This is a genomic window from Enterobacter sp. HK-058-C-ECC (assembly GCF_047531125.1).
GTDB lineage: Bacteria > Pseudomonadota > Gammaproteobacteria > Enterobacterales > Enterobacteriaceae > Enterobacter > Enterobacter quasiroggenkampii.
The window spans coordinates 678,366-692,232 of record NZ_JBLKCH010000002.1 but is presented as its reverse complement, the minus strand read 5'-3'; the positions used below and the strand labels follow the sequence as shown (position 1 = coordinate 692,232).

General features: G+C 54.0%; 14 protein-coding genes. 7 read left to right on the top strand and 7 right to left on the bottom strand.

All coding sequences use genetic code 11. The annotated features are described in order from the left end of the window. Positions 1-5: 5 nt before the first annotated feature. Entirely contained in the window at positions 6-920 is a 915-nt protein-coding gene (locus ACMWJS_RS07380; protein WP_032646250.1) for an ABC transporter permease subunit, read from the bottom strand. 99 nt (positions 921-1,019) lie between these two features. Next, on the bottom strand, positions 1,020-2,141 hold the full coding sequence (locus tag ACMWJS_RS07375) for a branched-chain amino acid ABC transporter substrate-binding protein (protein WP_023312277.1): 1,122 nt from the start codon (positions 2,139-2,141) through the stop codon (positions 1,020-1,022). Positions 2,142-2,564: 423 nt separating this feature from the next. On the opposite strand from ACMWJS_RS07375, the gene ACMWJS_RS07370 reads away from it, so the two are divergent. Continuing rightward, the gene (locus ACMWJS_RS07370; RefSeq protein WP_111966388.1) at positions 2,565-3,233 is read left to right on the top strand and encodes a YecA family protein; all 669 of its coding nucleotides are present in this window, start codon (positions 2,565-2,567) and stop codon (positions 3,231-3,233) included. A 623-nt stretch (positions 3,234-3,856) separates the two neighbouring features. On the opposite strand, the gene tyrP is transcribed toward ACMWJS_RS07370, so the two are convergent. Beyond that, positions 3,857-5,068, bottom strand: a complete 1,212-nt coding sequence (gene tyrP / locus ACMWJS_RS07365) for a tyrosine transporter TyrP (protein WP_024909783.1) — start codon at positions 5,066-5,068, stop codon at positions 3,857-3,859. Between the two features lie 229 nt (positions 5,069-5,297). Here tyrP and ACMWJS_RS07360 point away from each other — a divergent pair, with 229 nt between their 5' ends. Continuing rightward, entirely contained in the window at positions 5,298-5,639 is a 342-nt protein-coding gene (locus tag ACMWJS_RS07360) for a hypothetical protein (RefSeq protein ID WP_111966390.1), read from the top strand. Between the two features lie 36 nt (positions 5,640-5,675). On the opposite strand, the gene ftnA is transcribed toward ACMWJS_RS07360, so the two are convergent. Together ftnA and yecR are read right to left on the bottom strand one after the other, a co-directional pair. Further along, positions 5,676-6,173 (bottom strand): non-heme ferritin, encoded by a 498-nt coding sequence (ftnA, locus tag ACMWJS_RS07355; RefSeq protein WP_014884366.1) that lies wholly within the window; start codon positions 6,171-6,173, stop codon positions 5,676-5,678. Between the two features lie 202 nt (positions 6,174-6,375). Beyond that, positions 6,376-6,714, bottom strand: a complete 339-nt coding sequence (gene yecR, locus ACMWJS_RS07350) for a YecR family lipoprotein (protein ID WP_348957422.1) — start codon at positions 6,712-6,714, stop codon at positions 6,376-6,378. Positions 6,715-6,948: 234 nt separating this feature from the next. Here yecR and azuC point away from each other — a divergent pair, with 234 nt between their 5' ends. Then, positions 6,949-7,032 (top strand): stress response protein AzuC, encoded by an 84-nt coding sequence (azuC, locus tag ACMWJS_RS07345; protein ID WP_014884364.1) that lies wholly within the window; start codon positions 6,949-6,951, stop codon positions 7,030-7,032. A 109-nt stretch (positions 7,033-7,141) separates the two neighbouring features. After that, positions 7,142-7,393: a DUF2766 family protein gene (locus ACMWJS_RS07340; RefSeq protein WP_008500405.1), complete on the top strand. Its 252-nt coding sequence runs from the start codon at positions 7,142-7,144 to the stop codon at positions 7,391-7,393. Between the two features lie 42 nt (positions 7,394-7,435). On the opposite strand, the gene ACMWJS_RS07335 is transcribed toward ACMWJS_RS07340, so the two are convergent. Beyond that, complete coding sequence (locus ACMWJS_RS07335) at positions 7,436-8,779, bottom strand: anaerobic C4-dicarboxylate transporter (RefSeq protein WP_235404480.1); 1,344 nt, start codon at positions 8,777-8,779, stop codon at positions 7,436-7,438. A 156-nt stretch (positions 8,780-8,935) separates the two neighbouring features. Further along, positions 8,936-9,439 (bottom strand): non-heme ferritin-like protein, encoded by a 504-nt coding sequence (locus ACMWJS_RS07330; RefSeq protein ID WP_045908180.1) that lies wholly within the window; start codon positions 9,437-9,439, stop codon positions 8,936-8,938. 789 nt (positions 9,440-10,228) lie between these two features. On the opposite strand from ACMWJS_RS07330, the gene araF reads away from it, so the two are divergent. The 3 genes from araF to araH all read left to right on the top strand — a co-directional run bounded on the left by araF (position 10,229) and on the right by araH (position 13,805). Further along, on the top strand, positions 10,229-11,218 hold the full coding sequence (araF, locus tag ACMWJS_RS07325) for an arabinose ABC transporter substrate-binding protein AraF (RefSeq protein ID WP_008500409.1): 990 nt from the start codon (positions 10,229-10,231) through the stop codon (positions 11,216-11,218). Between the two features lie 71 nt (positions 11,219-11,289). After that, on the top strand, positions 11,290-12,804 hold the full coding sequence (gene araG / locus ACMWJS_RS07320; RefSeq protein WP_045908182.1) for an L-arabinose ABC transporter ATP-binding protein AraG: 1,515 nt from the start codon (positions 11,290-11,292) through the stop codon (positions 12,802-12,804). An 11-nt stretch (positions 12,805-12,815) separates the two neighbouring features. After that, a complete protein-coding gene (gene araH, locus ACMWJS_RS07315) occupies positions 12,816-13,805 on the top strand; it encodes an L-arabinose ABC transporter permease AraH (protein WP_175430159.1) in 990 nt (329 codons plus the stop codon). The last annotated feature ends 62 nt before the right edge of the window (positions 13,806-13,867 follow it).

Genomic DNA, 13,867 nt, shown 5'->3' with positions numbered 1-13,867 from the left:
CTCCCTCACACTTTGGCCACTATTGGGCGCCCGAGCAGTCCCTGGGGACGGAAAATAAGGATCATGACCAGCAGGCCGAACGAGAAGACATCTTTATAGTCCGAGTTGACCATGCCCGAGAACTGCGCCTCCGCCACACCCAGGATAAGGCCACCGAGCATGGCGCCGGGAAGGGAGCCGATGCCGCCAAGTACCGCCGCCGTGAAGGCTTTAATACCGATCACAAACCCGACGTAGAAATCAAAGGTGCCGTAGTTCATGGTGATCAGCACCCCCGCCAGGCCCGCCATCGCCGCGCCGATGACAAAGACCAGCGAAATAATTCGGTCGGTGTTAATGCCCAGAATGGAGGCCATTTTGCGATCCTGCTGGACCGCGCGGCACATCCGTCCCAGCCGGGTACGGTTGATTATCCAGGTGAGCACCAGCATGCCGGCAAACGAGGCAACCAGGATAAACACTTTGGTGTAGGTTATCTGCACGAACCCTTCGCCCAGATGCAGGCGAATGACGCCGTCCAGCATGGTCGGTACCCCTTGCTGGCGCGGGCCCTGGCTCAGCTGCGCGTAGTTTTGCAGGATAAGCGACATCCCGATGGCGGAGATCAGCGGTGCCAGGCGCGTGGAGTTGCGTAGCGGTTTGTAGGCGATACGCTCGATTGTCCAGCCGTACACCCCGGTAACCACAATGGTGAACACCAGCGTGCCGAGGATCAGCAGCGGGAACGACTGCAGGCCGAAGAACGAGAGCAGCGCCAGGCCAATAGCGCAGAGATAGGCGGAAATCATATACACTTCGCCGTGGGCGAAATTAATCATGCCGATAATGCCGTACACCATGGTGTAACCGATGGCGATCAGGCCGTAGACGGAACCCAGCGTTAAACCATTGATTAACTGTTGCAGGAAGAATGTACTCATCTTAGCGCGCTCGTTTTATAGGCTGCGCGAGCCGCGCAGCCTGATGTTTATTACGCGCCGACGGGAGAGCCCGTCGGCGTTGAGCGTGACTCCGTCCCGTTACTGCACTTCCTTATACTTTCCTTTGTCGTCCCACTGGTAAACCACGTAGTCAGAGACCTTCAGATCGCCTTTGCTGTCCCAGGCTTTTTTGCCCATCACCGTGTCGACGGAATTGGCCTTCAGCCACTCGCTGGCTTTGGCAGAATCCTTGCCGCCGGTGGCCTTGAAGGCCGCGGCAATCGCCTGTACGGAGGCATAGGAGTAAAGCGTGTAACCTTCCGGCTCGAATTTACCGGCGCGGAATTTCTCGATAACCGCTTTGCCGTCCGGGATCAGGCGCGGGTCTTTACCGAAGGTCATGTAAATGCCATTGGTATATTGCGGGCCACCCGCGGCGGTCACCATCTCCTCGTTGACGATGCAGTCCCCGGAGAAGAATTTTGCCTGTACGCCCTGCTCACGCATCTGGCGAACCAGCGGACCGGCTTCCGGGTGACAGCCACCGAAGAACACGACGTCCGGTTTTTGCGCGCCGATTTTGGTGACCAGCGCGTTAAAGTCTTTTTCACCGCGGGATAACCCCTCGTACATCACATCCTGAACCCCGCGTTTCGCCAGCGCCGCTTTGGTGGCGTCAGCCAGACCCTGACCATAGGTGTCTTTGTCGTGAATGATCACCACGCGTTTAGCTTTCAATTTGTCGATGATGAAGTCGCTGGCAACCTGACCCTGCTGGTCGTCGCGGCCGCACATGCGGAACATATCGCTCATGCCGCGTTCGGTAATCAGCGGGTTGGTTGAACCGGGGGTAATGGCGATGATCCCCGCATCGCTATACACCTCGGAGGCGGGCATAGTTGAAGAGGAGCAGAAATGGCCGACCACGGCGTTGACTTTATCCTGGTCAACTAAACGGTTGGCAACGGCGACGGCCTGTTTAGGCTCGCAGGCGTCATCTCCCTGAACCAGTTTGATCTTCTCACCATTAATGCCGCCGGCGGCATTAATGTCTTCAGCAGCCTGCGTTGCGCCGTGCCAGTATTGATCGCCATAGGTGGCGTTCGGTCCCGTGAACGGCCCGGCCACGCCAATCACAATATCTGCCCGGGCGGAAAACGCCGTCACCAGACAACCGGCCAGCACAAGAGAAAGAGGAGTTCTGATAAATTTCAGCGACATTATTATGTTCCTTAGCAAAGAGGTTTTTGCACCACGGCGTAAACCCGAACGCCCGACGGCGCAGCCAATCCGAAACACGAGCAAGAACAAAATGCACTAAACGAACAAGATACAGACGGCATCCTGCATATACGGCGAGGTATCCCTGCGCAGCATCGCGCGAAGAACATTAAGCAAAAACGTTGCCAGAATGGTTAACCCATTGACGGGCTTGTGACATGTTTGAGTATAGAGCGCCGCGTTATGCCGCCTTGCGGGAGGAGAAGAAATTACAGCGGAGATCACATATCGTTAACAATAAAGCCCATAAGTTGTGCAAAGGTCACGGTTTGCACGTTTTTGCAGCAATAAAGACCTAAACTTCAGCCCGGAGAGGCGTGAGATATGTGTTAGGATCGTTTCCTTTTTGCAGGAGTGTCAGCGATGACTGAAGGCCCATTGAATGAAAGCGAGATGGCGTGGCTTGAAGAGACGTTAATGTCTTACGGTCATGATGACGCGTCCGTGATTGACGTGTCCGAACTGGACGGCATGCTTACCGCAGTGCTTTCCGGTCCTGTTGTCGTTGAGCCAGATGCCTGGCTGGTGGCGGTGTGGGGCGGCGAGAAATATATCCCGCGCTGGAAAAACGATCGTGAGATGAACCGTTTTATCGATCTCTGCTTTAAGCACATGAACGATATTGCCGAGCGCCTGAGCGAATACCCGGATCAGTTCGAACCGATGTTTGGCTATAACGACGTGGACGGTGAGAGTTATACCGTGGTGGAAGAGTGGTGCTACGGCTATATGCGCGGCGTGGCGCTGACGGACTGGTCAGCCTTGCCGGAAGCCCTGAAGGCCGATCTTGATACGATTGCACTGCACGGTACAGAAGAGAACAGCGACAAGCTGGATGAACTGTCCGAAGAGGAGTACATCGCCAGCATCGAGAGCATCCAGCCTGCGGCGCTGCGCCTGTATAACTACTGGGCGAACAACCCGCAGCAGCCGGAAGCGAAGAAGCCGATTGTGAACGGCACGAAGGTCGGGCGTAACGATCCGTGTCCTTGTGGCAGCGGGAAGAAGTTTAAGAGCTGCTGTTTGCACTGATCAATTTTTTATTAACTTAGGTGGATTTGTTTCGTTCACCTCCATTCAGTAGAAAATAATACGATCTTTACCTGTGAACGAGATAAGGGGGCCACCGCGGCCCCCTTATCGATCCCCGCGGCCCCGCGGAAAATCGGTGCTTCGCACTGCGCTCACCTCACGACCGTCTGCCTGCGGTCGGCTCAACTCGACATCCTGTCTCGCTTCGCCTCTGGCCGCCATCCATGGCGTCCAGCCCTTGTCCCCCGGTCTCCGGTTCGCCGATTTTAGCGGGGATGCAACACCCGTGCCCCATGCAGACGATGAAGAAGGTGGAGGGAGCGGGAGTCCGGCTAAAATCGCCGAATCGTTTCCTGGAGGCCGGGGCGACGCGCATGGATGCGCGGCGAGGGCGGCTTTACAGGGACGTTGCATCCGCCCGTCCCCGAAAAGCCGTAAGGAATAAGATGAGGGCACCGCGAAGCGGCGATTTTTTTGCCGGGAGCCGGGATTGTTAAGGGGGCGGCGATAGCCCCCTTAACACGTTCACCGCAGCGGACAAAACAGGTAGCAGAAGAGTATTAGTGAACGGAATTATCCCCTGCGATTACAAAGAAAATGGGCTTGCCATTGAGATAGTCATTTCAACCCACTTCCGGCAGCATCCCGGCTGCAATCAACACCTGCACCAGAATAATCACTACCCCGCAGCCAAACACAACGCACAGCAGCGGTTTTCCCCCCGCCACGCGGTAACCCTGCTGCGGATGCTGCTGGCGGCTCTTCCAGGCCAGCAGGGAGGGGAGGAGCAGAGCAAGGATCGAGAGCGCCACTCCCGCGTAGCCCAGCGCCATCACAAACCCACGCGGATAAAACAGCGCGAACGCCAGCGGCGGCAGGAAGGTGATCGCCCCCGTCTGTAACCGTCCTGCGGCAGTATTGCGACGCTGGAACAGGTCGGCCAGATAATCAAACAGGCCAAGCGCCACGCCCAGGAACGAGGTTGCCAGCGCCAGGTCGGCAAACAGGTGTACCGCCAGCTCCACGTGCGGCGAGGTGACAACCTCGCGCAGTGCCAGCAGAAAACCGTTCAGTCCAGCGTGTTGCGCCATCAACCCAATAAAGGTTGAAGAGTCGATGCTGCCCAGGGTCACCAGCTGCCAGAAAATATAGGCGATCAGCGGGATCGCGCTGCCGATCACAAAGACGCGGCGCAGCTTGCGAATATCGCCGTTCATATAGCTGACGATACTCGGCACGCTGCCGTGGAAGCCAAACGAGGTGAAAATGACTGGGATCGCGGAAAGCGCCAGACCTTTTTCCAGCGGCAACGTCAGCAGGTTGACCTTATGCACGTGCGGCGCCAGCAGGACCAGCATGACAATCAGGAAAAGAATTTTGGCGCTGAACAGAAAACGGTTAAACAGATCGACCAGCGACGTCCCGACGCAGACCACGCCGCCGCCGATGAGCGCAAAGAAGATGGCGCCCGTCGCAGGGGTAATGTCAGAGCCAAACCAGTCGTTGACGCTGGAGGCGATCAATTCCCCGGCGCCGCTGATATAGGCGGCGGTCAGGGCGTACATCAGGAACATCATGCTAAAGCCGGTTATCCATTGGCCATAGCGTCCCAGATAGCGCGCCGCAAGCGAACCCAGACCGGTATCGGCGGGTACGTGCTGGTAAACCTCAAGCAGCAGCAGGGCGGTGTAACACATCAGCGCCCAGAGCGTGCCCAGCAGCAGCAGGGTCATGCCAAATCCCACGCCCGCGGCTGCCAGAGGCATTGCCAGCATTCCTGCGCCAATTGTCGTTCCGGCGACGATAAAAATACTTCCCAGAGTTCTGTTTTTCACGCTTTCCTCTACAACGCTTCTTAACCGCGACAAAATCTGCGGCGCAGAGTAAGGGAAAAGCCGTAACTCGTCAAATCACCGTTACAAGTGGTGTAAAAAATGGTTTACGTATTGATGACCCTCCGATCCTTTTTTGGCCTATGCCTACCTCATAAGGGCAATACTGATGCACGACATTCCGGCGTAACGTAAACAATAAATATAAATTATCAAATAAAGTGAGGGTGTTATGGCGGGGGAGAATCCTTTTACCGCGGCATGGAGCCGGGGAGGCAACCTGTTGTGCCATGGCCACTGGATAATCAGCTGGCAGAACCAGCCCCTGAATCTTCCCGAGTCCCGTTGCGAAAAGGATATGGGCACCTGGGGGATCTATTCGGTTATTGATCCTGAAGATGAGACCTTTGCACAAGGCTTACAGGAAGATGAGTGGATTATCGAGAATGTCGACTGGTTGACGGATATGTTCTACGAGAGGGGCATTCCGCTGGAGACGTCCAGCTACCGCTATTTTTACCAGGCCGTGAATCCCCACGACTGGCGCTGCACCAGCTGTGCCGGGTGTATGTAAATTAACGCGGTACCGGAAACCGGCACCGCGCTGAAATTAATTCTGCGTATCAAGCGTGGAAAGTTCTTTATCAATAAAGTAAAGACCTTCACCGGATTTACCCACCAGCGATAATTTATCCAGCACGGATTTAAACAGCTTCTCTTCTTCATGCTGTTCGGCTACATACCACTGCAGGAAATTAAAGGTTGGATAATCCTGGCTGGTCATCGCGGCATGAACCAGTTCGTTAATTTTCTGCGTGATCAGCTGCTCGTGCTCGTAGGTGGCGCGGAACAGTTCATCGAGAGAATTATATTCAGCAAAAGGGGAAGCCACGGTTTCAATGCGCGGCAGGCTGCCGGTATCCGTCAGATAATCAAACAGACGCTGCATATGGGTCATCTCTTCCTGCGCGTGACGACGCAGAAACGCGGCCGCGCCTTCGAAACTGTGGTAGCTGCACCAGGCGCTCATCTGCTGGTAGAGCAGGGACGAAAACAGCTCAAGGTTCATTTGCGCGTTGAGCTTGTCGATCATTTCAGTTTTCAGCATGGTGACGCTCCGGGTTATTATTTCTGGTTCACAATGAGCGACACTATAATTTGTTATTTAATTATTTGCAAAACGTAAAAACTTTATTTTATTTATTAAAAATACGAATGGGAATAAAACGCATTGGCGATTTATCATTTATTAATGAGAATTGTTTTTGTTCGTAATGAAATAAACTGCCAGCACAGGCTGGCAGTCTGGATTAATACCACGGATTATTTGACTTAGGGTTAACGGCGTAACCCAGGCATTTATACTGGATAGTCACGCTCTCGTTCAGACACAACGAACCGCTAATGAGGGTGCAGGTTTTGATGGGCTGGCCATAGGCCGAGGCTGTGGCATACCCCATGTTTTGACAGGCTTTTACCGCCGTGCCGTTGTTCACATACTCATCGGAATACGCATTTTGCAGCGCTGCCTGGCCGTAATCGAGGCGGACGATGCCGTTCGGCGCGTCGAGGCTGCTGACTTCAGCCTGGCGGTTAACACTGCACCCCGCGAGCAGCAGGAGTGTGCCGGCTACAATGACTCTTTTCATGGTTCGCTCTGAGTGGATGGAAATACGTTATCGTACCCGCAGATGCCCGCTGCAATGGCTGGAATAGCCGGACAATCTGCCCTCACTCTTCGCAACGGGTCAGAGGTGATCGCTATCAGGCCACTGGCAGATTAAATTGTGATGTTTGTCACAAAAGTATTGATTTTTGTGATGGTGGTCATATTATAAGCACGTTGACGATAAAGTTGTATAACAAGTTAATGGAGCATCATCGTGAAACTGCGCAAAATCCTGAAAAGTATGTGGGCCAATTACTGCCGCACCTTCAAAGACGTGCCGCCGGGCGCCATGTTCTGATAAAAAAACCTGCTTCGGCGGGTTTTTTTGTACCTGCAGGCGATGAAGGGAAGATGTCAGGGGGCGTGTTTTGGTACTATGGCGGCCTTTAAATAAGGAGAAAACCCCCATGTCACAAAACCTGAGCGCCGATCAGGAACTGGTCTCTGACGTTGTCGCCTGCCAGCTGGTTATCAAACAAATCCTCGATGTCCTGGACGTGATTGCGCCGGTTGAAGTGCGCGAGAAGATGTCTACGCAGCTGAAAAACATCGATTTCGCCAGCCATCCTGCTGCCGCTGACCCGGTTACACTGCGCGCGATCCAGAAAGCCATCGCGCTGATCGAGCTGCGATTCACGCCGCAGGGTGAATCTCACTAAAGCAGGGAAATGGGCGACGGCATGTGTCGCCCTTTGATGTTGTCAGAAGAACGTCTGAACCAGCAGGTAGCTCGCCGCACAGGCGCAGCTCACCCCAATCAGCCCTGGCAAAATGAAGCTGTGGTTGATGATAAATTTCCCGATGCGGGTCGTGCCTGACCGATCAAAGCCGATGCAGGCCAAATCGCTGGGATAGGTCGGCAGGACAAAATAACCGTATGATGCCGGGAAAAAGGCGATCAGCATTTTCGGATCGATGCCCAGCATCAGCCCCATCGGCGCAACCGCCGTCAGCGCCGCCGCCTGGCTGTTCACCAGTTTTGACACCAGAAACAGAACAATGGCATACGTCCACGGGTGGCTTTTCACCACGCCCTCCAGCGCCAGCTTTAACTCGTCGAGATGCGCCTGGAAAAAAGTATCGCTCATCCACGCCACGCCAAAGACCGAGAAGATCGCGACCATCCCGGCCTTGAAGACCGCGCCGTTAGAAATCGCGGAGGCATTGACCTTACAGACCATCAGCATCACGGCACCCGCAATTAACATCATCATCTGGATGACAAGGTTCATCGACAGGGCCGTCATTTTGCCTTTCAGTTCAAAGGCCGGGCGCAGCTCAGGGAAGGCCCCCAGCAGAACGACCACGGCAATACCGGCAAAGAAAATCCACGTGGACCAGTAGGCCTGTTTTGGGAAACGCTGATTCATTAACGTCTCCGTTCCGCCATAGATAAATTCACGTTGTTTAGGATCGTTCAGCTTTTCCTGGAACTCCGTGTCGTCGGCCAAATCTTTCCCACGGCGTAAACTCCACAGGGCCGCAATGGCCATCCCGAAAAGTGACGCGGGAACCGATACGGCAAGTATTTCCAGGATCCCCCACCCGTGACCGATCCCATGCTGGGCCGCCAGGATGGAGACCAGCGACACGACGGCAACCGAAACGGGGGAGGCCGTAATCGCCATCTGCGATGCCACCGATGCCACGGCCATGGGGCGCTCCGGGCGGATCCCTTTTTTCAACGCAATATCCGCAATGATGGGGAACATGGTGTAGACCACATGGCCGGTGCCGCACAGAAAGGTCAGCATCCAGGTGGTAAACGGAGCGAGCAGGGTGATGTGCTGCGGATGTTTGCGCAGCAGGCGTTCCGCAAACTGCATCATGACGTTGAGGCCCCCCGCCGTTTGCAGGGTAGCGGCACAACCAATCACCGCGAGAATGGTCAGCATGACGTCAACCGGGGGTTTACCCGGCTGCAGACCAAAGACGAAACATAAAATAAAAAGACCAATACCGCTGATTAACCCAAGCCCCATCCCGCCGAAACGCGTACCCGTCAGCAGGCAGAGGAGAATGACAACAAACTCAATGGTGATCATGATGCTCCCTCGTCAATGATTATGTAATTAAATAAATCATCACACGTTGTGTGGTTAATCATTGGGAGCCAGATCTGATTTGTTAAATTTCAGCAAAAGCAGAAGGTTGGAGAGGGGAAGGGGACCTGCTCCCCGGGACGGAAGCAGGCCAAAAACTCAGTGGTGCTGCACCGCCACAATGTCGAGCAGGTGACGGTCGGTCTGCTCAGGACATAAACCTGCCTGCTGCGCATTATGGATCTCATCCGCCAGCGTCTTCAGCAGCAGGCCATCCTGCTGCTGCTCTTTGTCCATATCGCGTAAGAATCTGAGCGTCGTAATATCCTGCTGCGCTTTGGCTTCATCAGCCAGTTTGTTGAGGGTGCTACAGCGTTGTTCATACTCTTCAAGCGTCTTCTGAAACAGTTCTTCCAGGCAAGAATAGCTCTCGTTGATCCCATCAAGGGCTTTAACGACGGGATTTGCCCCTGAGGCCTTCAGGAAGTTAAAGACCCGCATCATATGGGTGACGTTACTTTGCGCCTGAGAGCGAAAGAAGGTGGCAGACCCCGTGAGACTGTTCTCAGCGCACCACGCACTTAAGTGCAGGTGCAGATTGGAGGCATAGAACTCAAGGTTCATCTGCGCGTTAAGTTTTTGCATCATCGTTTGGGTAGCCATACTCATATCCTTATTGACGGTGGGACGTGATGTCCGTTGCTTAACCTGAGCGTCAGGCAAATACGAAGAAAAAGAGCAGAAATACGTTTTCTGCAGTAAACGAAGTCGACCGAAATTCACTTCCTGTGTTCGATATAAATAAGCATACCCTTGTCTGTGGTCTAAGAAAACTCTTAAATAGGCTGTGTTTACCATACATTACAAACTTTAATATAGTACAGAAATACAATTAGCTCGCCATCAATTTCCCTCTCATTAATCCATTGATAATTAATGATTTTTATCGAAGAGATATACTGTTACTCTTTTGGGGATATTAAGCCGGAATAATGCTCCGTAAAAGAATTAATTACGGATTAATTATTTCGAATATATGATGCATTAATAAAATTGCGCTAAATCAAATTCTACGAAATAAATAACGCTCCGGACGTGCTGCGTTTTTGATGAAAAACATGCTGCAGCGTTCTGACGTCTGGGGTCCTCACGCCTGTTAAAAGGGATCAGGGATATCTTAGCTAATCTTATGGATAATCCTGCTTACCCTCGTTTCATTTGTCTGACAAATACTGCCTTTTTTATGTCATTTTTCGCTGAATTTATGTACGCAATTACTGTAATTCTGCGGTGTGATGGGGCTCTCTTATGGATGATTAATTTCCCGCTAAAACTATCACCAGCAATAACGCTTATGACGAGGTAAGCGCTAATGCCTTGTTTTAAGTCCGATTAAATAAAGAAGTACGCAAATATTCCCTACAGAAAAGAAAGCTAAAGCTGGAGTTTACCATGCACAAATTTACTAAAGCGCTGGCGGCCATCGGTCTGGCTGCCGTTATGTCACAATCCGCTATTGCTGAGAATTTAAAACTCGGTTTTTTGGTAAAACAGCCTGAAGAGCCCTGGTTCCAGACGGAGTGGAAATTCGCCGATAAGGCCGGGAAAGACTTAGGTTTTGAGGTGATTAAAATCGCCGTGCCTGACGGTGAGAAAACCCTGAACGCCATCGACAGCCTGGCGGCCAGCGGCGCGAAAGGTTTTGTGATCTGCACGCCGGATCCCAAGCTGGGCTCGGCCATCGCGGCCAAGGCCCGGGGCTATGACATGAAGGTCATTGCCGTTGACGATCAGTTCGTTAACGCCAAAGGCAAACCGATGGACAGCGTCCCGCTGGTGATGATGGCGGCGACCAAAATCGGTGAGCGTCAGGGCCAGGAACTCTATAAAGAGATGCAAAAACGCGGCTGGGATGTCAAAGAGACCGCGGTGATGGCCATTACTGCGGATGAGCTGGACACGGCACGTCGTCGTACGACCGGGTCAATGGACGCGCTGAAAGCAGCCGGCTTCCCGGAAAAACAGATCTATAAAGTCCCAACCAAATCCAACGATATCCCGGGCGCATTCGACGCCGCGAACTCCATGCTGGTGCAGCATCCAGAAGTCAAACACTGGCTGGTGGTCGGCATGAACGACAACACCGTGCTGGGCGGGGTGCGCGCGACGGAAGGTCAGGGCTTCAAAGCGCCTGACGTGATCGGGATTGGCATCAACGGCGTTGACGCCGTCAGCGAGCTGTCCAAAGCGCAGGCAACCGGCTTCTACGGTTCACTGCTGCCAAGCCCGGACGTTCACGGCTACAAATCCAGCGAGATGCTCTACAACTGGGTCACCAAAGGGGCTGAACCGCCGAAATTTACCGAAGTGACCGACGTGGTGCTGATCACCCGCGACAACTTCAAAGAGGAGCTGGCGAAAAAAGGACTGGGCGGGAAGTAATACGCGGTGATTGTGCCCCTCATCCTTCATGAGGGGCCTGACGTACACACTACAGGAATCACGGAGACGTTATGCGACAGTCTGATCCGTATCTCTCTTTTCGCGGCATCGGGAAAACCTTCCCCGGTGTTAACGCGCTGACCGATATCAGCTTCGACTGCTATGCCGGCCAGGTTCATGCCCTGATGGGGGAAAACGGTGCGGGAAAATCGACGCTGTTGAAAATCCTCAGCGGCAACTACTCGCCCACGACCGGCACGCTGGCGATCCGCGGCGAAGAGGTCGCTTTTGCCGATACCACGGCGGCGCTCAATGCCGGGGTAGCCATTATCTATCAGGAGCTGCACCTCATCCCTGAGATGACCGTGGCGGAAAACATCTATCTAGGACAGCTCCCGCACAAAGGCGGCGTGGTGAATCGTTCGCTACTTAATTATGAAGCGGGGCTGCAGCTTAAACACCTGGGTCTGGACGTCGATCCCCAGACGCCGCTGAAATATCTCTCCATCGGCCAGTGGCAGATGGTTGAAATTGCCAAGGCGCTGGCGCGTAACGCCAGAATTATTGCCTTCGATGAACCCACCAGTTCGCTCTCAAAGCGGGAAATCGAAAATCTGTTCCGCGTGATCCGCGAATTGCGTCAGGAAGGCCGGACGATTCTGTACGTGTCGCACCGCATGGAAGAAATATTTGCCCTGAGCGATGCCATCACCGTGTTTAAAGATGGACGCTATGTGCGCACCTTTACCGACATGGCGCAGGTGAACCATGACCAGCTGGTCCAGGCGATGGTCGGACGCGATCTGGGTGATATCTATCACTGGCAGCCACGCCAGTACGGCCCGGAACGCCTGCGCCTGGATAGCGTAAAAGCGCCGGGCGTCAGAACGCCGATTTCGTTATCCGTACGCAGCGGTGAAATCGTCGGCCTGTTTGGTCTGGTGGGCGCGGGGCGTAGCGAGTTGATGAAAGGTCTGTTCGGCGGTACCCGTATTACCGATGGGCAGGTCTCCATTGACGGCGAGCGGATAGATATTCAGAAACCGGCCCACGCGATCAGGGCGGGGATGATGCTCTGTCCGGAAGACCGGAAAGCGGAGGGCATTATTCCGGTGCACTCGGTGCGCGACAACATCAATATTTCCGCCCGGCGTAAGTTTATTCGCGCCGGTTGCCTGATAAACGATAGCTGGGAGTCGAGTAACGCCGACCACCATATTCGTTCACTGAATATCAAAACGCCGGGTCCGGAACAGCTGATCATGAATCTGTCAGGCGGAAACCAGCAAAAGGCTATTCTGGGCCGTTGGCTGTCAGAGGATATGAAGGTCATCTTACTGGATGAGCCGACGCGCGGTATCGACGTGGGGGCAAAACACGAGATTTATAACGTGATCTATGAGCTGGCAAAACGCGGCGTGGCGGTGCTTTTCGCCTCCAGCGATCTGCCGGAGGTGCTTGGCGTGGCCGACCGCATTGTGGTGATGCGTGAAGGCGAAATTGCCGGCGAATTACTTCATGAACAGGCGAATGAACAACAGGCGTTGAACCTCGCCATGCCTAAAGTTAGCCAGGCCGTCGCCTGAGTAAGGAGTTAATGATGTCCTCTGTTACTACATCCGGAGTGCCGAAGTCGAAGTCGGCGTTGAGCGTTGGGCGTATCTGGGATCAGTACGGCATGCTGGTGGTCTTTGCCGCACTGTTCGTCGCCTGCGCGATCTTTGTTCCCAATTTTGCCACCTTCATTAATATGAAGGGGCTGGGTCTCGCCATCTCCATGTCCGGGATGGTGGCCTGCGGGATGTTGTTCTGCCTGGCCTCCGGCGATTTTGACCTGTCGGTGGCGTCGGTGATTGCCTGCGCAGGCGTCACGACGGCCGTGGTGATCAACATGACGGAGAGCCTGTGGATTGGCGTCCTTGCCGGTCTGTTACTCGGCGTCATCAGCGGTCTGGTGAACGGTTTTGTCATCGCGCGCCTGAAGATTAACGCCCTGATCACGACGCTTGCGACAATGCAAATTGTCCGCGGGCTGGCCTATATCATCTCTGACGGTAAAGCGGTGGGGATTGAAGACGAACGTTTCTTCACGCTGGGGTACGCCAACTGGCTGGGTCTGCCTGCGCCTATCTGGCTGACGGTGGCCTGCCTGATCCTGTTCGGCTTCCTGCTTAACCGGACCACCTTTGGCCGTAATACGCTGGCGATTGGCGGTAATGAAGAGGCCGCCCGTCTGGCCGGGGTGCCGGTGGTGCGCACCAAGATTATTATCTTTGTGCTTTCAGGACTGGTTTCTGCCGCGGCGGGGATTATTCTGGCGTCGCGTATGACCAGCGGCCAGCCAATGACCTCTATCGGTTATGAGCTGATCGTTATTTCGGCCTGCGTGTTAGGGGGCGTTTCCCTCAAGGGCGGCATCGGAAAAATCTCATATGTGGTGGCCGGTATCCTGATTTTAGGGACGGTAGAGAACGCCATGAACCTGCTGAATATTTCGCCGTTCTCGCAGTACGTGGTGCGTGGTCTGATCCTGCTGGCAGCGGTGATTTTCGACCGTTACAAGCAAAAAGCGAAGCGTACCGTGTAACCGTTTTGCACCTCTTTTATTGCTCAACTTATAACCATAGTTGACCCCTTAACCGCCCCCCC

Excerpts from the sequence above, each read along its gene's own strand:
- ACMWJS_RS07380 (WP_032646250.1), bottom strand. The coding sequence starts at position 920 with ATGAGTACATTCTTCCTGCAACAGTTAATCAATGGTTTAACGCTGGGT.
- ACMWJS_RS07375 (WP_023312277.1), bottom strand. The coding sequence starts at position 2,141 with ATGTCGCTGAAATTTATCAGAACTCCTCTTTCTCTTGTGCTGGCCGGT.
- ACMWJS_RS07370 (WP_111966388.1), top strand. The coding sequence starts at position 2,565 with ATGACTGAAGGCCCATTGAATGAAAGCGAGATGGCGTGGCTTGAAGAG.
- ACMWJS_RS07360 (WP_111966390.1), top strand. The coding sequence starts at position 5,298 with ATGGCGGGGGAGAATCCTTTTACCGCGGCATGGAGCCGGGGAGGCAAC.
- ftnA (WP_014884366.1), bottom strand. The coding sequence starts at position 6,173 with ATGCTGAAAACTGAAATGATCGACAAGCTCAACGCGCAAATGAACCTT.
- yecR (WP_348957422.1), bottom strand. The coding sequence starts at position 6,714 with ATGAAAAGAGTCATTGTAGCCGGCACACTCCTGCTGCTCGCGGGGTGC.
- ACMWJS_RS07340 (WP_008500405.1), top strand. The coding sequence starts at position 7,142 with ATGTCACAAAACCTGAGCGCCGATCAGGAACTGGTCTCTGACGTTGTC.
- ACMWJS_RS07335 (WP_235404480.1), bottom strand. The coding sequence starts at position 8,779 with ATGATCACCATTGAGTTTGTTGTCATTCTCCTCTGCCTGCTGACGGGT.
- ACMWJS_RS07330 (WP_045908180.1), bottom strand. The coding sequence starts at position 9,439 with ATGGCTACCCAAACGATGATGCAAAAACTTAACGCGCAGATGAACCTT.
- araF (WP_008500409.1), top strand. The coding sequence starts at position 10,229 with ATGCACAAATTTACTAAAGCGCTGGCGGCCATCGGTCTGGCTGCCGTT.
- araG (WP_045908182.1), top strand. The coding sequence starts at position 11,290 with ATGCGACAGTCTGATCCGTATCTCTCTTTTCGCGGCATCGGGAAAACC.
- araH (WP_175430159.1), top strand. The coding sequence starts at position 12,816 with ATGATGTCCTCTGTTACTACATCCGGAGTGCCGAAGTCGAAGTCGGCG.